Below are 19,388 nucleotides of genomic sequence, written 5' to 3'. Positions count from 1 at the left end.
TACCTGGCCGACGGCTCCAACTACGGCAACGACGACGCGGCCGAGATCGGCTTCGGCAGCCCCGCGTGGCGCGACGTCCTCAAGACCATCCTGAAGGCGGCCAACAAGGTCACCGGCGTCCACTCCGCGACCGGCACCCGCCGCAGCTCGGCGACCAGGCCGCGCGGGTCGATCCGTCCGGCCGGGTCGAGGTCGAGGGCCCGCGCGAACGCCTCCTCGCCGGCGCCGGCGAGCGACCCGGGCATCGGCATCGAGCCGCGCAGCAGCCGGAAGGCCAGCACGCCGAAGGAGTACCAGTCGATCCGGGGCGTCTCGTGGTCCGGGTCGACCATCTGCTCGGGGGCGCCGTAGCCGGGGGTGAACGCGGCGACGCCGGACTCGGTGCGGAAGGCGGCGGCGTCGTGCGCCAGCCGGGCCAGCCCGAAGTCGGCGATCCGGGCCTGGATCCCCGCCGGGCCCTCGGCCAGCAGCACGTTGCCGGGCTTCAGGTCGCGGTGCACGACCCCGGCGTCGTGGGCGGCGGCCAGCCCCGAGGCCACCTGGTCGAGCACCGTCAGGCGCTCCTCGACGCCGAACCCGCGCTGGTTGAGCCGCGCGTGGAGGTCGCCGCCGTCGACGTACTCCATGATCAGGGCGACGTCGCTGCCCATCCGGACCGCCTCGTGGACCCGCACGATCGCGGGGTGGCGCAGCCGCGCGAGGGCCTGCCCCTCGCGCATGGTCCGCTCCACGGCGCCCGGCACCAGGCCTCCCTGCCGCAGCAGCTTCACCGCGACGTCGCGGTCCAGCGCCGGGTCGTGGGCGCGGACCACCAGTCCGAAGCCGCCCTCGCCCAGGACCCCGACCGGCTCCAGGCCGCGGGGCAGCGGGGGCCCGGGGACGGTCACGGGCGGTCGCGGCCCGGCTCGGCCGGCGAGGCGTGGACGCCGAGGGTCTGGAACGCCTGGTGCCCCGTCGCGACCCGGCACCCCGCGGAGACCGCGCCACGGACCACCCGGCGCTGGTCGCCGGCGAGCGCGAGGCCGCGCCGGACCAGCACCAGCGGGGCCTTGCGACGCTCCCGCAGGTCGCGGGTCAGCCGTCGCCAGAAGGTGATCGCCGGGTGCTGCGCGATGCAGTACGCCGCCGCCAGCACGTCCTGGGCGAGGCAGTCCGCCACGACCTCGGGCGCGAAGATCCCCTCCGCGCAGAAGTGCGTCGCGCCGCCCAGGTCCAGCACCTGCGTGCCGGTGCGGCGGCTCTCCGCGAGGGAGTAGACCGGCACCTCGGCCCGACCCTCGCGGCAGAGCGTGAGCAGCGTCGCCACGGCGTCCTCCTGCCGCCAGGTGGCCCGGTGGTCCCAGTCGACGAGGCCCGCGTTCGCGCCGGCGGTGATGGTGGGCAGGTCGGGCTCGTCCGCATCGCGGTAGAAGTCGTCGAGGCGCAGGGTCGGCCACCCGTACGCCTGCTCCAGGCGCTCCGCGAGGCGTGACTTCCCGGAGCCCGAGGGACCGGCCAGGACGATCACGCGCGCGGTCATGGGCACTGATTCTGCCGCATCCCGGCTAGGCCACCGCTCCCACGGTTGGTGTATTTGCGCGCACCGACGCTCCCGAGGCGGCGGAGGGGGAGCACGCTCACCCTCACATCGACGGAGATGAGGTGTCCCATGGATGCTGGCAGCAACGGTCCGGCGCGCGTGAGCGGGTACGAGGTGGTCGGCACGGTTGCCCACGGAGGCACCGCCGTGGTGCTGAAGGCGCGCGACGTCGGCCTGCAGCGCGACGTCGCGCTCAAGCGGGTACCGCCGGAGTCGGTCGACGCGCTGCGCCGGGAGGCCGCACGGCTGGCCCTCCTGGACGATCCGCACGTCGTCGCCGTGCACGGCCTCGTCGAGGAGCCGGATGCCGCCTACCTGGTCCTGGAGTGGGTCGACGGCGCGACGGTCGCCGAGGTGCTCGCCGCCGGCGCCGAGCTGAGCACCGCGCAGGCGCTCGGCGTCTGCCGGGGCGCGCTGCTGGGACTCGCGCACGCGCACGGGCGCGGAGTCGTGCACGGCGACGTCTCGGCCTCGAACGTCCTGGTCGACACCGGTGGGACCTCCCGGCTGGTCGACTTCGGCGTCGGCGGGTCGACGCCGGCGTACCGCTCCCCGGAGGCGGCGGCCGGCGAGGCGCTCACCCCGGCCGCGGACGTGTACGCCGCCGCGGCGCTGCTGGTGCACCTGCTGACCGGTGCGGCCGCGCCCGACGCGGCGCCCGACCTGGGCGCCGTCGACCCCGGCATCCGACCGGTGCTGGCCCGCGCGCTGGCCGCCGCCCCCGCCGACCGGCAGCCGGACGCGGCGACGTTGCTGGCCGAGCTGGAGGAGGAGGCGGAGCGGACCTACGGAGCGGCGTGGTGGACGACGGCCGGTGTAGGCGTGCTCGTCGCGCCGGCGGTGGCGACGCTGGTCCCGATCGGTGGTGGAGCCACGGCCGGCACCGTCGTCGGCGCGGTGGCCGGCGCGGGCGCGGTGGCCGCCGGCCGGCCCCGGGTCTCGCGGAAGGTCGCGATCGGCGCCGGTGCCGCGGCGCTGCTGGTGCTGGTCGGCGGTCTCACCGCGGTCGCGCTCGTCGGCTCCGGCCCGGACGAGGTGGCCTCCTCCGCGGCGGGCCCGGGCGCGGACGCCGGGGCCGACGGTGACGACGCCGAGGCCGAGGAGGTCGTCGAGGAGGTCGACCCGGTCGTCGCGTCCGCGCCGAGCGGGAAGTACACGCTGCGCCAGGTGGTCACCTCGACCACCTGGGACGGCTACCAGCCCGTCGGTCCGCTGGGCGAGGGGATCTGGACCCTCGACCTGGACTGCGAGACGGCCGTCGCCTGCGGCGGCACGATCGAGAGCTCGTCGGGCCGCACCTACCCCTTCACCTGGACGGGTGGCGCGCTGGTGCAGGAGCTCAGCGGAAAGCCGACGACGTACGACGCCGAGTGCGTCGACTCGGTGACCAACGAGGTGACGGGGCCCGTGGTCCTGGAGGAGCGCTCGATCCCGGCGGTGATGCGGCGGTTCAGGCCTGTCGGGCCGACCGACCCGGAGACAGGGCTCGCCGACACCTACGTGGCGACCTCTCGCTCCAGCCTGACCGTCGTCTCCTACGAGAACCTCACGGGCGGGCCCGGCGGGCCCGAGGAGTGTCCGTTCGGGGACACCGAGAAGATCCGCGCCGTGATCGAGATCGAGGCCACCCTGACCCGCGGTGCCGACCCCGACGTGGTGAAGGCCGAGCGGAAGCGGATCGCGAAGGAGAAGCGCCAGAAGAAGGCCGGCTGAGCCTCAGTAGCCGCCGCCGGCCGGGCCGCCGCTGAGCAGCGCCCGGCTGCCGGAGACGCCGAGCCGGGTCGCGCCGGCGCGGATCATCGCCTGCGCCTGCTCCATGGTGCGGACGCCGCCGGAGGCCTTCACGGCGAGCGACGGGACGGTCGCGGCCATCAGCCGCACCGCGTGCTCGGAGGCGCCGCCGGAGGGGTGGAAGCCGGTGGAGGTCTTCACGAAGTCGGCGCCGGCCGCCTCCGCGGCCCGGCACACCCCGACGATCTCGTCGTCGCTCAGCGCCGCGGACTCGATGATCACCTTGAGCACGGTCGGCGCGGGCGCGGCGGCGCGGACCGCGGCGATGTCGGCCTCCACGGCGTGGAAGCGGCCCTCCTTCGCGGCGCCGATGTCGATGACCATGTCGATCTCGGCGGCGCCCCGGGAGACCGACTCGGCGGCCTCGGCGGCCTTGACCGCGGAGGTGTGCTTGCCGCTGGGGAAGCCGCAGACCACGGCCACCTTCAGGTCGCTGCCCTCGGGCACGGAGACCGGCAGCATCGAGGGCGAGACGCAGACGGAGTAGGTGCCCAGCTCGACGGCATCGGCGACGAGCGCCTCGACGTCGGCGTGGGTCGCCTCCGGCTTGAGCAGCGTGTGGTCGATCATCCCGGCGACGTCGGCGGCGCTCGGCTGATCGGGGGAGGTGGGGTCGGTGGTGCTCACCCGAGCCAGCATAGGCTGTTCGGCGTGGGTGGCGATCTCGGCGCGAAGGGGGAGGTCTTCCGGTCCTCCGGCTCGGTGGTGATCGGGACGATCGGGCTGGCCATGGTCGCCCTGGTGGTGGTCCTCGGCGTGGTCGAGCAGGGCTCCGGCTTCCCGCTCTGGGGCTACGCGCTCTGCGGCTTCCTGGCGACCCTGATCTGGGCCGCGATCCTGCGCCCGCGGATCCGGGTGGCCGGGGAGGACCTGGAGCTGCGCGGGTTCCTCGACACCGTCACGGTGCCGCTGGCCGCGGTCTCCGGCGTGGTGGTGCACCAGGTGGCCGCCGTCCGGGTGGGTGAGCGCCGCTACGTCAGCGCCGCGGTCAACCGCACCTTCCGGCAGTCCGCCCGCGAGCTGCGCGGCAAGGGCCGGCCCGGCGCCCCGCCGTCGTACGGCTCGATGGTGGAGAACCGGATCCGGAAGCGCGCGGACGACGCCCGCGCCCAGCGCGGCATCCCGGCCGACAGCGACGAGCAGTGGGCGCTCGGCGACGAGGTACGACGGACCTGGGCGTGGCCGGAGATCGCGCTGCTCGCGGGGTTCGCGCTGGTGGTCGTCGTGACCGGCGTGCTCTGAGCGGGGTCGACCGGGAGGGCTCAGGCGCCGGCGAGCACCTGCTCCGGCATCCGCTCGCCCGCCTCGACCGCGAACGGCAGCGTGTTCGCCGCCGGCGGCAGCGGGCACGTGACGTGGTCGGTGTAGGCGCACGGCATGTTGATCGCCCGGTTCAGGTCGAGGAGCACCGAGCCGTCCGCCGCCGGCGGGTCCACCAGCACCTGGCGGCTGGCCGGGTAGGTGGTGACCCCCGACGTCGCGTCGCGGAACAGGATCCACAGCCGCTCGTCGCCGCTGGACCAGGCGAGCAGGCGGTGCTCGGCGCCGGCGTGCTCGACGACGACCTCGCCGCGGACCTCGCCGGTGGCGCCGGTGCCGTCGCCCGCGCACGGCTCGAAGCGGCCCGGCAGCGCCCACGCCTCGTCGGGCGCGTAGCAGGGGGTGCCGCGGTAGGAGGCGAGCAGCGGCGAGTCCGGGTGGCGCGGGCGCAGGATCGCGCGGCCGTCGCGGTCGGCGACCTCGGCCACGGCGTCCCCGAACGTGACCGTCCGGCCCTCCTCGGGCACGGCGCCGAGCGTGTGGACGCCGGAGCCGAGGTCGGCACCGTCGAGGCCCAGGGACTCGCCGGGGGAGAGCCGCACGCGGACGGCGTCGCCCTCCTGCCACCAGGCGCCCGGCACCCCGTCGAGCCGCTGCGGCTCGTCGGTCAGCCAGTGCAGCGCGGTGATGGACAGGTAGCCGTGCTGGTCCCGCAGCCGCGCCTCGCGGGCGTCGCGGAAGGCCTGCCACCGGTCCAGGAAGTCACTCACCGATCCATGGTGACACCGGCGGGGTGCTGGCGACGAAGTGGCGGCGCCTGCCCCGCGTCACATGGATCCTGGTCGGGTTCCGGCCGGGGAAGCGACCGAAATGCATGTGACGCGGGCCCCGGCGGCCTCAGATGCCGGCCGCCGCCGCGATGTCGGCCCGCAGCGCCGCCAGCTGCTCGGTGGCGCTCGCCCGCGCGGCGGCGACGTCGCCGTCGGCGACCGGCACCACCACCTCCAGGTAGCACTTGAGCTTCGGCTCGGTGCCGCTCGGGCGCACGATCACCCGCGACCCGCCCGCGGTGCGGTAGCGCAGCCCGTCCGTCGGGGGCAGCGCCGCGCTGCCGAGGGAGAGGTCGTCGGTGGTCGTCACCGGCTGCCCGCCGAGCTCGGTCGGCGGGGTACCGCGCAGCCGGGCCATCGCCGCCCCGATCTCGGCCAGGTCGCTGACGCGGACCGAGAGCTGGTCGGTGGCGTGCAGGCCGTGCTCGACCGCGATCTCGTCCAGCCGGTCCTGCAGCGTCCGGCCCGCCGCCTTGGCGACCGCCGCCATCTCGCACAGCAGCAGCGCGGCCGAGACGCCGTCCTTGTCGGCGACGTGGGCGGGGTCGACGCAGTAGCCGAGCGCCTCCTCGTACCCGAACGCCAGGTCCGGTAGCCGGCCGATCCACTTGAACCCGGTCAGCGTCTCGGCGAACGGCTGCCCGTGCGCCGCGGCCTGTCGACCCAGCAGCGAGGAGGAGACGATCGAGGTCGCGTAGACGCCCGTGCGGCCCGACGTCAGCAGGTGGTCGGCGAGCAGCGCACCGACCTCGTCGCCGCGCAGCATCCGCCAGCCGTCCGGCCCCGGCACCGCCACCGCGCAGCGGTCGGCGTCCGGGTCGTTGGCGAGCACCAGGTCCGCGTCGGCGAGCGCGGCGAGGTCGAGCGCGAGGTCCATCGCGCCCGGCTCCTCGGGATTCGGGAACGCCACGGTCGGGAACGCCGGGTCCGGGTCGGCCTGCTGCTCCACCACCCGCGGCTCGGGGAAGCCCGCGTCGGTCAGCACCCGGAGCAGCGGGCTGGCGCCGACGCCGTGCAGCGGCGTGTAGACCACCGTCAGGTCCCGCGGGCCGTCGGCCACCAGGCCCTCCACGCTGGCCAGGTAGGCCTCCAGCACCTCCTCGCCGAGGACGCCGCCGCCGGTGGACTCCGGCTCGGCGCGGGCCACGGCGGTCAGCGAGCCGACCGCCGCGATCCGGACCGCGATCTCCTCGTCGGCCGGGGGCACGATCTGCGACCCGTCGCCCAGGTACACCTTGTAGCCGTTGTCCCGCGGCGGGTTGTGGCTGGCCGTCACCATCACCCCGGCGGCGGCGCCGAGCTCGCGGATCGCGAAGGCGAGCACCGGGGTCGGCAGCGGCCGCGGCAGCAGCAGCGGTCGCAGGCCGGCGCCGGCCATCACCTCCGCGGTGTCACGGGCGAAGACGTCGGAGTTGTAGCGGGCGTCGTACCCGATCACGACGGGGGAGCCGGGCTCCGCCCCGGTGTCGACCAGGTACGCCGCCAGGCCGGCCGCCGCGCGCGTGACCACCACCCGGTTCATCCGGTTGGGGCCGGCGCCGAGCGCGCCGCGCAGCCCGGCCGTGCCGAACTCGAGGGTGCCGTGGAAGCGGTCGGCGAGGTCGGCCTCGGCGGCGGCGTCGTCGGCCTCGGCGGCGGCGAGCACCTCCTTCAGCTCGGCCCTTGTCTCCGGATCGGGATCCTCGGCGAGCCAGCTCTGGGCGCGGGTCAGCAGGACGTCGACGTCGGGGGTCGTCATGGGGGCACGCTAACGCCGTGCGGCACGATCGCGCTGCCCCCGGAGCGCCGGGGTGGTTTCGAGGCTCGCTTCGCTCGCACCTCAACCACCGGCAGGGCTCGCTTCGCTCGCACCTCAACCACCGGCAGGGCTCGCTTCGCTCGCACCTCAACCACCGGTGGGCGAGCATGGGTCCGTGCGCGCCCGCTACCGCTTCGCCTCCGCCTGGGCGGTGCCGGCCGAGGTGGGCGCGGTCGCCGACGTGGCGCTGGACCTGGCCGGGTACCCGTCCTGGTGGCCCGAGGTGCGCGCCGTGGCCCGGCTGGGCCCGGACGCCGCCCGGGTGCTATGCCGCTCGGCGCTGCCCTACACCCTCGACCTGGTGCTGGAGGCGGTCTCGCGGGACCTGCCGACGCTGGAGGTCAGCGTGGCCGGCGACCTCGACGGCTGGGTGCGGTGGACGCTGACGCCCGCGCCGGGCGGGACGCGGCTGGCGCTCGCCCAGGAGGTGTCGGTCGGCGGGGCGCTGGCCGCGGCGTCGGTCCTGGCCCGCCCCGTGCTGCGCTGGAACCACCACCGCATGATGGCGGGCTGCGAGCAGGGGCTGCGGCGCCGGCTCGGGACGCCCGGCGTCAGCTCACCCCGGCCCGCTGCCGGTCGATGAAGCGCGTGGCCATCCGGTTCACCATCGTCGGGGAGAGGCGGCCGAGCCGCCAGGCCACCCGCGCCTGCGCCGGCTCCACCACCAGCGGCCGGTCGGCCGCGACCGCGGTGAGCACGACCCGGGCGAGGCGGTCCGGGGCGACCGGCCGCTTCACGCCCTGACCCTTCAGGTAGTAGTCGCGGCCGCGGAACCGGCCGATCTCGCCCTTGTCCAGGATCGGGGTGTCGACCGCGGCCGGGCAGATCGCGGTCACCCCGACGCCGTGGCCGGCCGCCTCGGTGCGCAGCGCCAGCGAGAGCCCGACGACGGCGTGCTTGGTGGTCACGTACGAGGTCATCAGGCCCGCCGCCATCAGGCCGCCCATGGAGGCGGTGTTGACGATGTGGCCCGCGCCCTGCCGGATCATCACCGGGTACGCCGCGTGCACGCCGTGCACCACGCCCCGGATGTTGACGTCGATGATCCGGTTCCACTGCTCCAGCGTCAGGTCGTGGGTCTCGCCGAGGAACGTGATCCCGGCGTTGTTGAACATCAGGTCCAGGCGGCCCTCGTCGGCGACGAACTGGTCGACCACCTCCTGCACGCGGTCGGCCTCGGTGACGTCCAGGCCGACGGCGCGGACGCGGTCGCTGAGCCCGGCGGCGGTGGCCTTCGCGGCGGTCTCGTCGACGTCGGCGCAGACGACGGTCGCGCCGGCCGCGTCCAGGGCGCGGCTGAGCGCGGCGCCGATCCCGGAGCCGGCGCCGGTGACGACGGCGGTCCGCCCGGCGAAGGCGTCGAGCGGGGCGCTCACGCGAACGCCTTCGTGACGAGGCCCATCAGGTCGGGGTAGCGCTGCAGGTGCGCGCCGCCGTTGATGTCCATCGTCTCGCCGGTGATCCAGGCGGCGTCGTCGGAGAGCAGGAACCGGCAGGCTGCGGCGATCTCGTCGGGGAGGCCGGGGCGCCCGAGCGGGGTGTTGGCGACGTACTCCTCGCGCACGCCGGGGATGTCCATCGCGGGCGCGGTCAGCGGGGTGACCACGAGGCCGGGGGCGACCGCGTTGACGCGGACCCGGCGGCGGCCGAGCTCGAGGGCGGTGACCTCGGTCAGTGCGACCACGCCGGCCTTGGCGGCGCAGTAGGCGGCCATCCCGGTGCCGGGCTGGCGGGCGTTGAGGGAGGCCAGGGTGACCAGCGAGCCGCCGTCCGCGACATGGCGTCCGGCGTGCTTGAGGACCAGGAAGGAGCCGGTCAGGCAGACGTCGACGACGCGGCGCCACTCGGCCGCGTCGTGGTCGACGACGGGGGAGAGGGTGCTGACGCCGGCGCAGTTGACCAGGCCGTGGAGGGCGCCGTGCCGGGCGGCGACGCCCTCGAAGAGCCCCTGCACGGCGGCCTCGTCGGTGACGTCGACCGCCCATCCCTCGTGGTCCTCGCCGAGTGCCTTCGCGGCGCGCTCCGCGCCGTCGCCGTCGACGTCGCCGATGACGACGAGGTCGCCGTCCTCGGCCAGCCGCCGGGCGGTCGCCAGGCCCAGCCCGGACGCTCCGCCGACCACCACGCTGACCCGCCTGTCTGCTGCGCTCATCGAGCCTCCTGCCGTTTCTGACACCTGTCAGGTGTCGTTGACACGTGTCTAGAACAGGTTCTAACGTGACGGGCGTCACGTCGATCTGTCAAGCGGTTGACCTGTCAAAGAAGTGCCGGGCGCCGCCCCCGGCCCCGCCCCTCAGGAGGACCCCGTGACCGCACCGACCACGGCCATCATCGGAGCCGGCATCAGCGGACTGACCACCGCGAAGATGTGCGACGACTACGGCGTGCCCTTCGCGGTCCTCGAGGCCTCGGACCGGGTCGGCGGCAACTGGGCCTTCGGCAACCCGAACGGTCACAGCAGCGCCTACCGCTCGCTGCACATCGACACCTCGAAGCACCAGCTGTCCTTCAAGGACTTCCCGATGCCCGAGGAGTACCCCGACTTCCCGCACCACACCCAGATCAAGGACTACCTGGACTCCTACGTCGACGCCTTCGGGCTCCGCGACCGCATCGAGTTCGGCAACGGCGTGCTGCACGCGCGCCCGCTGCCGGGCGGCGGCTGGGAGCTGGAGACCCAGGCCACCGGGGTGCGCACGTTCGACCGGCTGGTCGTGGCCAACGGCCACCACTGGGACCCGCGCTTCGCCGACAAGCCCGGGGAGTTCACCGGGCTGACGATGCACTCGCACGCCTACATCGACCCGCGGACGCCGTACGACCTGACCGGGAAGCGGATCCTGATCATCGGGATCGGCAACAGCGCCGCCGACATCGCCGTCGAGCTGTCCAGCAAGACCCTGCAGAACGAGGTCGTCATCTCGACCCGCTCCAGCGCCTGGATCGTGCCGAAGTACTTCGCCGGCAAGCCCGCGGACAAGTACTTCCGAACCTCGCCGCACCTGCCGTACGCCTGGCAGCGCAAGTTCGTGCAGATGATGCAGCCGATGACCGCCGGGCGCCCCGAGGACTACGGGCTGCCCGCCCCGAACCACAAGTTCTTCGAGGCGCACCCCACGCAGTCCGTCGAGCTGCCGCTGCGACTCGGCTCCGGCGACCTGCGTGCCAAGGGTGACATCGAGCGGTTCGACGGCTCCCGGGTGCACTTCGCCGACGGCACCAGCGAGGAGTTCGACGTGGTCGTGCACGCGACCGGCTACAACATCACGTTCCCGTTCTTCGACCCCGACCTGATCAGCGCACCCGAGAACCACATCCGGCTGTTCAAGCGGATCTTCAAGCCCGGCTTCGACGACCTCGCGTTCGTCGGCTTCGCGCAGGCCGTGCCGACGCTGTTCCCGTTCGTGGAGTGCCAGACCCGGCTCGTCGCGGCGTGGCTCGTCGGCCGCTACGCCCCGCCGTCGGTGGCCGAGATGGAGCGGGTGATCACCGAGGACGAGCAGCGGTACACCGCGCACATGGTGCAGCGGCCGCGGCACACCCAGCAGCTCGACTACTTCCTCTACGAGCACGACCTGCGCACCCGCGAGATCCCCGCCGGGCTGCGCCGGGCGGAGGGCTGGGCCGGGGCCGGGGTCCGGTGAGCCCGGTGGCGATGGTGGAGCCGGTCGCCGGGGCGGGGGAGCGGGACTGGGCGCGCCTGGTCGACCGGCGCGCGGGCGGCCGCGGCGACGCGCGTCGCGACGCGCTGGTGCGCGCCTTCGACGACCTGCTGCGCGAGCGGTCGCTGGAGGAGATCAACGTCGCCGAGATCTCCCGTCGGGCCGGGGTCTCCCGCTCCGCGTTCTACTTCTACTTCGAGTCCAAGGCCGTCGCCGTCATGGCCCTGATGGCCGACCTGTACGACGAGGCCTCGGCCACCACCGAGGACCTGGCCCGCGCGGAGGGCGACCCGGCGGCCCGGATCCGCGGCGTGATCGAGCGCCTCTTCGACTCCGTCGACCGCACGCCGCACACCTACCGCGCGCTGCTCGACGCGCGGGCGACGACACCGTCCGTGCGCGAGACCTGGGACGCCGGCCTGGCCGACTTCGCCGGTCGCGTCGCGGCGATGATCCGCGCCGAGCGGGCGGCCGGCCGGGCGGCGCCCGGCGCCGATGCCGACGCCCTGGCCGCGGTGCTGCTCGACCTGAACAACCACGCGCTGGAGCGGCACGCGCGCGGCGCCGGTCCGGAGCGGGTGGCGCACGTCGAGGCGCTGGCCAGCGTCTGGCTGCGCTCCGTCTACGGCTGCGAGCCCGACGCCCAGCCCGACGCCCAGCCCGAGAAGCAGCCCGAGAACCAGCCCGAGAGCGGGAGGAACCGATGACCGAGACCGCCCTGAGCACGCTGACCTTCACCTCGGAGGGGGTCGTCTGCGAGGCAGACCACTACCCGGCGCGGAGCGACGCGCTGGCGGGCCCCCGCGGCCGGCCGGTGATGGTGATGGCCCACGGCCTCTCCTGCACCCGCGACACCGGGCTGGCGCCGTTCGCGGAGGCCTTCGCCGACGCCGGGATCGACGTGCTGACCTTCGACTACCGCGGCTTCGGCACCAGCGGCGGCACCCCGCGCCAGGTCGTCTCGCTCGGTGGCCAGCTCGCCGACCTGCGCGCCGCGATGGCCGCCGCGGCCCGCCTGGACGGCGTCGACCCGGACCGGATCGTGCTCTGGGGCGACTCGCTGGGCGGCGGCCACGTGATCAGCGCCGCCGCCGGACGCCCCGATGTCGCGGCCGTGGTGGCCATGGTGCCGATGGTGGACGGCTGGGCCGCCGGCCGGCTCGCCGCCCAGCACCACACGGCCGGCCAGCTGGTCGGCTCCACGGTCCGCGGCCTCCGCAGCCGGGTCGGCAGCGCGCTCGGCCGGGAGCGGACGATGATCCCCGTCGTCGCCCGGCCCGGCGAGGTCGGCGCGCTCACCGTCTCGGGCGCGCTGGAGGACCTGACGTCGATCGCCGGCCCGACCTGGCGCAACGAGATCGCCGCCGACGTGGTGCTGGAGGTGGGTGGGCGCCAGCCCGCCAAGGACGCGGCGCGGATGACCTGCCCGTGGCTGGTCCAGATCGCCGACTTCGACCGCAGCGCGCCGCCGCAGGCCGCGGCCAAGGCGGCGTTCGCCGGCCGCGCCGAGGTCCGGCACTACCCGGGCGACCACTTCGACCTCTTCCCGGGCAAGCCGTGCCACGAGGCCGCCGTGCGGCACGCGGTGGCGTTCCTGCGCCGCCACCTCGCGCCCGCGGCGGGCTGAGCGCGACGAGCGCGGCGGGCTGACGTCGGCGTGGGGTGGTGGTGGCGCCCGCCCGATCGGGACAGACTGGGGCGATGGCGGATCCCACCGATCCCAAGGCGACCCTCCACCGGTACCTGCGCTCGTGCCGCGAGGCGCTGCTGTGGAAGCTCGACGGCCTCGACGAGCGCCAGGTGCGGCTGCCGCACACGGCCACGGGCAACAACCTGCTCGGCATCGTGAAGCACTGCGTGCACGTGGAGATCGGCTACTTCGGGGTGGTCTTCGATCGCGACTGGCCGACCCCGGAGGAGCTGGTGCTGGACGAGATCGCCGCCGGCGACCCCCAGGCGGACTGGTACGCGACCGAGGACGAGCCCAGCGACCTGGTGCTGGACCTCGCCGCGCGCGCCGCCGCCTTCGCCGACGCGACGATCGACGAGCTGCCGCTCGACGCCCCGGGGAAGGTCCCCTGGTGGCCGGAGGGGCAGGACGAGGTCGTCCTGCACCAGGTGCTGGTGCACGTGATCACCGACCTCGCCCGCCATGCCGGTCAGGCGGACGTCATCCGGGAGCGGATCGACGGCTCCGTCGGCATGCTGCCGGGGCGCACCAACATCCCCGGCGAGACCGACTGGGCGTCGTACCGGGCGAAGCTGACGCGGATCGCCAACCGCTTCGGCTGACCCCCACTCCCGGCTCGCGGGTCAGGCGGTGGTGCGGTAGGCGTCCAGGTCGGCGGCGAGCTCGGCGAAGAGGGCCTGGTTGAGGCGGAACGCGACCTTCACCTCGTCGACGACGCGCTCGAGGTCGCCGGGGCCGAGGGGGAGGGAGTCCAGGGCGCCGCGGTAGTCGTCCTTGTAGGGCTTCGGCTTGGCGATGCCGGGGAACTCGTAGAACGCCACGCCCCGGCCCTCGGGCAGGTCGTACGTGCGGGCCAGCAGCCGGCCGATCACCTGGCCACCGGACAGGTCGCCGAGGTAGCGCGTGTAGTGGTGCGCGACGAGGAGGCCGCCCCACGCGCCGGCGGCGCGCAGCCGCTCCTCGTACGCCGTCGCGGCCGGCGACTCCACGTCGGCGGCGTCGCGGCCGGGCGCCCAGTGGGACAGGTCGGCGTCGATCGCCGCCAGCCGCTCCAGCGCCGGGTCGTGCAGCGGTGCCACCAGCGGGTCCGCGGCGAGCGCGCGCGTCGTCTCCTCCAGCGCGGCGTAGACGCGGCGCAGGCGCAGCAGCAGGTCGGCGTACGCGGTGGGGGAGAGGCGGCCCTCGAGGAGCTCGGACATGAACGCGGAGTTCTCGGCCGCCTCGTGCTCGGCCCGGGAGCCGTCGCGCATGGCCGTGGACAGGGTGGGGACGACGTCGCTGGCGGCGAGTGCGGTCATGGGTGGCGGCCTCCGTCTGGGCTACTTCTTGACAGGTTGTCGACAAGATGATGACACTTCGTCAGGAAAAAGTATAGGTAAGGCTGCACTAATTAAGGTGATGCTAACCTAATGCCGCGCCTCGATCGGGGCGTTGCCCGAGAGAGGTCGGTCCGGACGTGTCGTTGCTGCCATCGTTGCCCGCTGCCCACCCGCGGCGCGGCCTTCGCCGACTCGCCACGCCGGCCGCGGCCGTCGCCGCCGTGCTCGCGCTCGCCGGCTGCGGCATCGAGGCGACGACCCCGGCGGCCGGCACCCCCACCGCCACCGGTACGACGGCCCCGCCCCTCGACGAGGTCACCCCGCTCGCCGATCCCCGCGCCTGGGACGGCCCGGTCACCGCGGTCCCCGCCGGCGCCGCCGTCGAGCCGGTCTCCGACACGGGCGCGCCGCGGCTCCCGGCGACCGTGACCGACGCCCAGGGCACGGAGGTCACCGTGACCGACGTCAGCCGGGTGCTCGCGCTGGACGTGCACGGCACGCTGGCGCGCACCGTCTTCGACCTCGGCCTCGGCGAGAGCCTGGTGGGTCGCGACGTCTCGACCCAGTTCGACGAGGCCTCGGACCTGCCGCTGGTCACCCAGAACGGCCACGACCTCAACGCCGAGGCGATCCTGTCGCTCGACCCGACGCTGATCATCACCGACACCTCGCTCGGCCCGTGGGACGTGGTGCTGCAGATGCGCGAGGCCGGGATCCCGGTCGTGGTCGTCGACGGCGACCGGGGGCTCGACAACGTCGCCGCGCTGACCCGTGAGGTCGCGGCCGCCCTCGGCGTACCGTCCCGCGGCGAGGAGCTGGCGACGCGGATCGAGCGCGAGGTCGCCGCGGTGACCGAGCAGATCGCCGGCGTCGCACCCGCCGCGGAGACCGACCGGCTGCGCACCGTCTTCCTCTACGTGCGCGGCCAGGCCGGCGTCTACTACCTGTTCGGGGAGGACTCCGGCGCCGACACCCTGATCGACGCGCTCGGCCTCTACGACGTCGCCGACGAGATCGAGTGGGGCGGCGTGAAGCCGGTGACCGACGAGGCGATCGTGGCCGCGCAGCCCGAGCTCGTGCTGATGATGACCAAGGGGCTGGAGTCCGCCGGTGGCGTCGACGGCCTGCTGGAGCGGCTGCCGGCGCTGGCCAACACCCCCGCCGGGGAGCACCGCCGGTTCGTCGACATGGCCGACTCCCAGATCCTCGGCTACGGGCCGGCGAGCGCCGACGTGCTCAACGCGCTGGCCGTCGCGGTCTACGCGCCGGAGGCCGTCGCGTGACGGCCGTCCCCGCCGCCCCGGCATCCCGGGGCCTGGCTGCCGGCCGGCTGCGCGCCGCCCGCGGCCCGTTGCTGCTGATCGGCCTGCTGCTCGCGCTGGTCGCGGCGCTGCTGGTCAGCGCCGGCACGGGCCAGCTCGCGGTGCCGCCGGCCGAGGTGCTCGGCTCGGTGCTGCACCGGCTCGGCCTCGACGCCGGTCCGCTGCCCAGCCACCCGCAGGGCGACGCGACCCTGTGGAGCGTCCGGTTCCCGCGGGTCGCCATGGCGGCGCTCGCCGGGGCCGCGCTGGCCACCGCCGGCGCGGTGATGCAGGGCGTCTTCGGCAACCCGCTGGCCGAGCCCGGCGTCGTCGGCGTCTCCTCCGGCGCCGCGGTCGCGGCCGGCGCCGTCATCGTCTTCGACGCCACCGCGCTCGGCTCCTGGACCGTCGCGGCCGCGGCCTTCGCCGGCGGCCTGGTCACGACGCTGCTGGTCTACCTGCTCTCCCGCGACGGCGGCCGCACGGAGGTGGTCACCCTGGTGCTGACCGGCATCGCGCTCAACGCGATGACCAGCGCCGGGCTGTCGTTCCTGCTCTTCCTCGGCGACCAGCAGGCGCGTGAGGAGATCGTCTTCTGGACCCTGGGCAGCCTCAACGGCACCCGCTGGTCGGCCGTCGCGATCGTGGCCCCGCTGGCGGTCGTCGGCGTCGCGGCGGCGGTCGCGCTGGCCCGACCGCTCGACCTGCTCTCGCTCGGCGACCGCGCCGCGCGGCACGTCGGCGTCGACGTGGAGCGGCTGCGGCTGGTGGCGATCGTCGTGGTCGCCCTGCTCACCGCGGCCGCGGTCAGCTTCTGCGGGATCATCGCCTTCGTCGGCCTGGTCGTGCCGCACCTGGTCCGCATGGTCGCGGGCCCCGGCCACCGGCTGCTGATCCCGGCCAGCGCGCTCGGTGGCGCCCTGCTGCTGGTCTGCGCCGACCTGTGGGCGCGCACCGCGGTGCAGAACGCCGACCTGCCGATCGGCCTGCTCACCTCGCTGGTCGGCGGCCCGTTCTTCTTCTGGCTGATCCGCCGGTCGCGCCGTACGGCGGGGGGCTGGGCATGAGCGCCGCGCGGACCCGGCCGGTGCTCGAGGCGCGCGGCGCGGGCGTCGAGCGCGGCGGCGTACCGATCCTGAGCGGGGTGGACCTCGACCTGCACGCCGGCGAGCTGGTCGCGCTGGTCGGCCCCAACGGAGCCGGCAAGAGCACGCTGCTCGGGCTGCTTGCGGGCGACTTCGCGCCGACGACCGGCCAGGTCCGCCTCGACGGCCAGCCGATGGCCGACCACCGCCCGCGCGACCTGGCGCGCCGCCGCGCGGTGCTGATGCAGCACCAGGCGCTGGCGTTCGGCTTCCACGTACGCGACGTGGTCGCGATGGGCCGCGCCCCCTGGCACCGCACCGAGCGCGCCGCCGCGGACCGCACCGTGATCGCCTCGGCGATGGAGCGGGCGGACGTCGACCACCTCGCCGACCGGCTCTTCCCGACGCTCTCCGGCGGCGAGCAGTCGCGCGCGTCGTTCGCGCGGGTGCTGGCGCAGGAGACGCCGATCGTGATGCTCGACGAGCCGACCGCGGCCCTCGACATCCGGCACCAGGAGGCGCTGCTCCAGGTGGCGCGCGCCGAGGCCCGCTGCGGCGCGCTGGTGGTCGTGGTGCTGCACGACCTGTCCCTCGCGGGCGCGTACGCCGACCGCGTCTGCCTGCTCTCCGACGGGCGCCTGCGCGCCGACGGCTCGCCCACCGAGGTCCTGCGGGGCCCGCTGCTCAGCGAGGTCTACCAGCACCCGGTCCGGGTGATCGACCACGACGGGACGCCCGTGGTGCTCCCGGTCCGAGGAGGTGTCGGGTGCGCCCCGTCGTACTGATCCTGGTCGCCGCGCTGATCGCCGTGGTCGGCCCGGCGCCCCGCGCGGACGCCGCGGCCCGCGTCTCGGTCGCCAACGGCTCCGGCTCGGCCGCGATCGACCCCACCTACGCGACCGAGCTGCGCGTCTCCGCCAGCGGGTTCCAGGCGGTCAAGGGCGGCCACGGCGGCGTCTACGTCTTCTTCGGCACCGTCGACGGCCGCTGGCGGCCGAGCCAGGGCGGTGCCACCGGGCGCGACTACTTCTACGTCCCCGACGGCGAGGCCGCGGACAACCAGGGGTACCAGCGCTACGTCGCCTTCCCGGGCTCCGACACCGCCGGCTCGGCCAACGGCGGCGCGATGTCGGCGAACGGCGCGTGGTCGACCACGATCACGGTGCCGGGCGCGGTCTTCACCGCCGTCGACCGCGACGGCGGCACCCGCCGCGTCGACTGCCGCACGGTCACCTGCGGCGTCATCACGGTCGGCGCCCACGGCGTCACCAACGCCACCAACGAGACCTTCACGCCGGTCCGCGTCACCGACCTGTACGACGGGGACGCCGGCGCCGCAGCGCAGGCCGAGACCGACGCCGCGGAGGCGGGCGACGCCGCCGGCGCCGCGGTGGAGGCCACCCCCGAGGGGGCCGAGGGCTCGGGCAGGCGGGTGCGGCTCGGACCCGTCGCGCTGGAGGTGGACCGCACCTCGGCGAAGGTCGGCAACGTCCTCTCCTTCCGCGCCCAGGGCCTCACCCCGGGGGCCCAGGTGACCGCGATCCTCGACGACGGCGCCTCGGCCAACGGCCCCTTCGTGGTGGGCGCCGACGGCACCGTCGCCGGCGTCGTCGCCGTGCCGCCGACCCTCGGGCCGGGCACCCACGAGCTGCGGCTCTACGGCCTCGCCGAGGACGTGGACCAGCCCGTCGTGCGGTTCGCGCTGGCCGCCGCCGACGAGCCGGCGGGCGTGGCCGATGCCGCCGCCGAGCCGGTCGCCGCGGCCGCGGGGACGGAGGCCCGCTCCGACGCGCTGGCGCCCTGGTTCTTCGCCGGCGCCGCGCTGCTGGTGGCGCTGGCGCTCGCCCGCCTGCTCCTGCTCCGGCGCCGGGCGGTGAGCGCCGGTGCGTGACGCGCGACGACCCGCGGCCGCCGTACTGGCCGTGCTCGGCCTGGTGCTGGTGCTGACCGGGCTCGGCACCGTGGTGGCCCCCGCGCGGGCGACGGACGGCGCCGACCCGGCGCCCGGCGAGGGGACCTCGGACACCGCAGCGACGAGCGCCCCGACGACGAGCGCCCCGGCCGGGACGCCCACGGAGGCCCCGACCGGGACGCCCACCGAGACCCCGACGGAGACCCCGACCCAGACGCCGACCCAGACGCCGACCCAGACGCCGACCGAGGCGCCCACGGCGACGACGACCCCCGACGGCCCGGTCGCGGTCGAGGACGCCGCGCTGCGCTGGGGCATCAACCTGGAGTCCAACACCGCCGCCTACGCGCCGGGCACCTACAACTTCTTCTCCGCCGGCCGGATCCCGGACCCGGGCCGCGGCGGCCAGGCGCTGCCGCGCCGCTCGTGGCGGCAGGCCGCGGGCGAGGTGGCCGTCGAGAAGTGGGACGGCGGTCGCTGGCGGCCCGCGACGTGGGCGGGCCTCAGCACGGACGGCGCGGGGGAGCGGCTCAGCGTCGGCGGCGACAGCAACCACACCTTCGTCTTCTCGGGAGGCACCGGCGAGGTGGACGCCGCCGCGGGCACCGCCGAGATCGCCTGGGAGGGCGAGGTCACCGTCCTCTACTACTCCGGCTACTCGTTCTTCCACCTCGCCGACCCGGTGCTGACCGTCGCCGACGGCCGGGGCACGCTCACCGCCCTGCTCAGCGGCTACGCCACCTCCCTCGACGACCCGACGGCGTGGGCTCCGGTCGCCGAGCACCGGGTCCGGGTCGCGACGCTGCCGGGCGTCGACCTCGGCGCCGACGGCGGGTTCACCGTCACCCCGGCCTACGCCGGCGTCCGGGTCGAGGTCGCCGACGGGGTCCAGGTGACCTCCGGCCCCGACTGGGGTGCCTTCCCGCAGGGGTTCGTCTCCTCCATGGAGCGCCTGGGCACCGGCGCCTTCTGGTACTCCTCCGGCGGCGCCGCCGACCCGCGCAAGCACCCCCGGCCCGTGACCGTCTCCTACGACGCGGCGGCCGAGCTGGAGCCGACGCCGACGGTCGAGGCCACCACCGCGCCGACCGTGGTGAACTCCGCACCGCCCCCGCCGACGGCTCCGGCCGCGGCGCCGGCCCCCGTCGCCGCACCGGCCCC

At 75.3% G+C, this 19,388-nt stretch carries 20 protein-coding genes; 12 read left to right on the top strand and 8 right to left on the bottom strand.

Going from position 1 to position 19,388, the window contains the following annotated elements:
- Positions 1-20 precede the first annotated feature (20 nt).
- Positions 21-887 carry a serine/threonine-protein kinase gene (locus ABLM29_RS20400; protein WP_349716415.1) on the bottom strand — a complete coding sequence of 289 codons (867 nt, stop codon included), beginning with the start codon at positions 885-887 and terminating at the stop codon, positions 21-23.
- Positions 884-1,519, bottom strand: coding sequence for an AAA family ATPase (locus tag ABLM29_RS20395; RefSeq protein WP_349716414.1), 636 nt, complete (start codon positions 1,517-1,519; stop codon positions 884-886). The genes ABLM29_RS20400 and ABLM29_RS20395 overlap by 4 nt, the downstream gene beginning before the upstream one ends.
- Before the next feature lie 129 nt (positions 1,520-1,648).
- Here ABLM29_RS20395 and ABLM29_RS20390 point away from each other — a divergent pair, with 129 nt between their 5' ends.
- Positions 1,649-3,292: a serine/threonine-protein kinase gene (locus ABLM29_RS20390; RefSeq protein WP_349716413.1), complete on the top strand. Its 1,644-nt coding sequence runs from the start codon at positions 1,649-1,651 to the stop codon at positions 3,290-3,292.
- A 3-nt stretch (positions 3,293-3,295) separates the two neighbouring features.
- Here ABLM29_RS20390 and deoC read toward each other — a convergent pair whose 3' ends face one another.
- Positions 3,296-3,940, bottom strand: a complete 645-nt coding sequence (gene deoC / locus ABLM29_RS20385; protein ID WP_349716417.1) for a deoxyribose-phosphate aldolase — start codon at positions 3,938-3,940, stop codon at positions 3,296-3,298.
- A gap of 81 nt (positions 3,941-4,021) precedes the next feature.
- Between deoC and ABLM29_RS20380 the strand changes: the two genes are divergently transcribed.
- On the top strand, positions 4,022-4,612 hold the full coding sequence (locus tag ABLM29_RS20380) for a hypothetical protein (protein WP_349716412.1): 591 nt from the start codon (positions 4,022-4,024) through the stop codon (positions 4,610-4,612).
- Between the two features lie 20 nt (positions 4,613-4,632).
- On the opposite strand, the gene ABLM29_RS20375 is transcribed toward ABLM29_RS20380, so the two are convergent.
- On the bottom strand, positions 4,633-5,400 hold the full coding sequence (locus tag ABLM29_RS20375) for a DUF1684 domain-containing protein (protein ID WP_349716411.1): 768 nt from the start codon (positions 5,398-5,400) through the stop codon (positions 4,633-4,635).
- A 127-nt stretch (positions 5,401-5,527) separates the two neighbouring features.
- Positions 5,528-7,198: a phospho-sugar mutase gene (locus ABLM29_RS20370; protein ID WP_349716410.1), complete on the bottom strand. Its 1,671-nt coding sequence runs from the start codon at positions 7,196-7,198 to the stop codon at positions 5,528-5,530.
- A gap of 175 nt (positions 7,199-7,373) precedes the next feature.
- On the opposite strand from ABLM29_RS20370, the gene ABLM29_RS20365 reads away from it, so the two are divergent.
- Positions 7,374-7,841 carry an SRPBCC family protein gene (locus ABLM29_RS20365; protein ID WP_349716409.1) on the top strand — a complete coding sequence of 156 codons (468 nt, stop codon included), beginning with the start codon at positions 7,374-7,376 and terminating at the stop codon, positions 7,839-7,841.
- Here the strand turns inward: ABLM29_RS20365 and ABLM29_RS20360 are convergent.
- Complete coding sequence (locus tag ABLM29_RS20360) at positions 7,810-8,634, bottom strand: SDR family NAD(P)-dependent oxidoreductase (RefSeq protein ID WP_349716408.1); 825 nt, start codon at positions 8,632-8,634, stop codon at positions 7,810-7,812. The two genes, ABLM29_RS20365 and ABLM29_RS20360, sit on opposite strands and share 32 nt — an antisense overlap.
- On the bottom strand, positions 8,631-9,410 hold the full coding sequence (locus ABLM29_RS20355) for an SDR family NAD(P)-dependent oxidoreductase (protein ID WP_349716407.1): 780 nt from the start codon (positions 9,408-9,410) through the stop codon (positions 8,631-8,633). The genes ABLM29_RS20360 and ABLM29_RS20355 overlap by 4 nt, the downstream gene beginning before the upstream one ends.
- Positions 9,411-9,564: 154 nt before the next feature.
- On the opposite strand from ABLM29_RS20355, the gene ABLM29_RS20350 reads away from it, so the two are divergent.
- The 4 genes from ABLM29_RS20350 to ABLM29_RS20335 all read left to right on the top strand — a co-directional run bounded on the left by ABLM29_RS20350 (position 9,565) and on the right by ABLM29_RS20335 (position 13,212).
- Positions 9,565-10,902: a flavin-containing monooxygenase gene (locus ABLM29_RS20350; RefSeq protein ID WP_349716406.1), complete on the top strand. Its 1,338-nt coding sequence runs from the start codon at positions 9,565-9,567 to the stop codon at positions 10,900-10,902.
- An 11-nt stretch (positions 10,903-10,913) separates the two neighbouring features.
- A complete protein-coding gene (locus ABLM29_RS20345; protein WP_349716416.1) occupies positions 10,914-11,627 on the top strand; it encodes a TetR/AcrR family transcriptional regulator in 714 nt (237 codons plus the stop codon).
- Positions 11,624-12,547 carry an alpha/beta hydrolase gene (locus ABLM29_RS20340; RefSeq protein ID WP_349716405.1) on the top strand — a complete coding sequence of 308 codons (924 nt, stop codon included), beginning with the start codon at positions 11,624-11,626 and terminating at the stop codon, positions 12,545-12,547. Before ABLM29_RS20345 ends, ABLM29_RS20340 begins: the two co-directional genes overlap by 4 nt.
- A 74-nt stretch (positions 12,548-12,621) precedes the next feature.
- Entirely contained in the window at positions 12,622-13,212 is a 591-nt protein-coding gene (locus ABLM29_RS20335) for a DinB family protein (protein WP_349716404.1), read from the top strand.
- A gap of 21 nt (positions 13,213-13,233) precedes the next feature.
- Here the strand turns inward: ABLM29_RS20335 and ABLM29_RS20330 are convergent, their stop codons facing one another.
- Complete coding sequence (locus tag ABLM29_RS20330) at positions 13,234-13,908, bottom strand: biliverdin-producing heme oxygenase (RefSeq protein ID WP_349716403.1); 675 nt, start codon at positions 13,906-13,908, stop codon at positions 13,234-13,236.
- A gap of 176 nt (positions 13,909-14,084) precedes the next feature.
- Between ABLM29_RS20330 and ABLM29_RS20325 the strand changes: the two genes are divergently transcribed.
- From ABLM29_RS20325 to ABLM29_RS20305, 5 genes are all read left to right on the top strand, one after another.
- Positions 14,085-15,212: a heme/hemin ABC transporter substrate-binding protein gene (locus ABLM29_RS20325; protein WP_349716402.1), complete on the top strand. Its 1,128-nt coding sequence runs from the start codon at positions 14,085-14,087 to the stop codon at positions 15,210-15,212.
- Positions 15,209-16,297, top strand: a complete 1,089-nt coding sequence (locus ABLM29_RS20320) for a FecCD family ABC transporter permease (RefSeq protein WP_349716401.1) — start codon at positions 15,209-15,211, stop codon at positions 16,295-16,297. Before ABLM29_RS20325 ends, ABLM29_RS20320 begins: the two co-directional genes overlap by 4 nt.
- Entirely contained in the window at positions 16,294-17,100 is an 807-nt protein-coding gene (locus ABLM29_RS20315) for a heme ABC transporter ATP-binding protein (RefSeq protein WP_349716400.1), read from the top strand. The genes ABLM29_RS20320 and ABLM29_RS20315 overlap by 4 nt, the downstream gene beginning before the upstream one ends.
- Entirely contained in the window at positions 17,082-18,206 is a 1,125-nt protein-coding gene (locus tag ABLM29_RS20310) for a hypothetical protein (RefSeq protein WP_349716399.1), read from the top strand. The genes ABLM29_RS20315 and ABLM29_RS20310 overlap by 19 nt, the downstream gene beginning before the upstream one ends.
- On the top strand, positions 18,199-19,388 hold a 1,190-nt coding region (locus ABLM29_RS20305), incomplete at its 3' end, for an HtaA domain-containing protein (protein ID WP_349716397.1). The genes ABLM29_RS20310 and ABLM29_RS20305, both read left to right, overlap by 8 nt.

The organism is Nocardioides sp. YIM 152588 (assembly GCF_040191335.1).
In the GTDB taxonomy this organism is placed as follows: domain Bacteria; phylum Actinomycetota; class Actinomycetes; order Propionibacteriales; family Nocardioidaceae; genus Nocardioides.
This window is presented reverse-complemented; position numbering and strand designations above follow the sequence as displayed.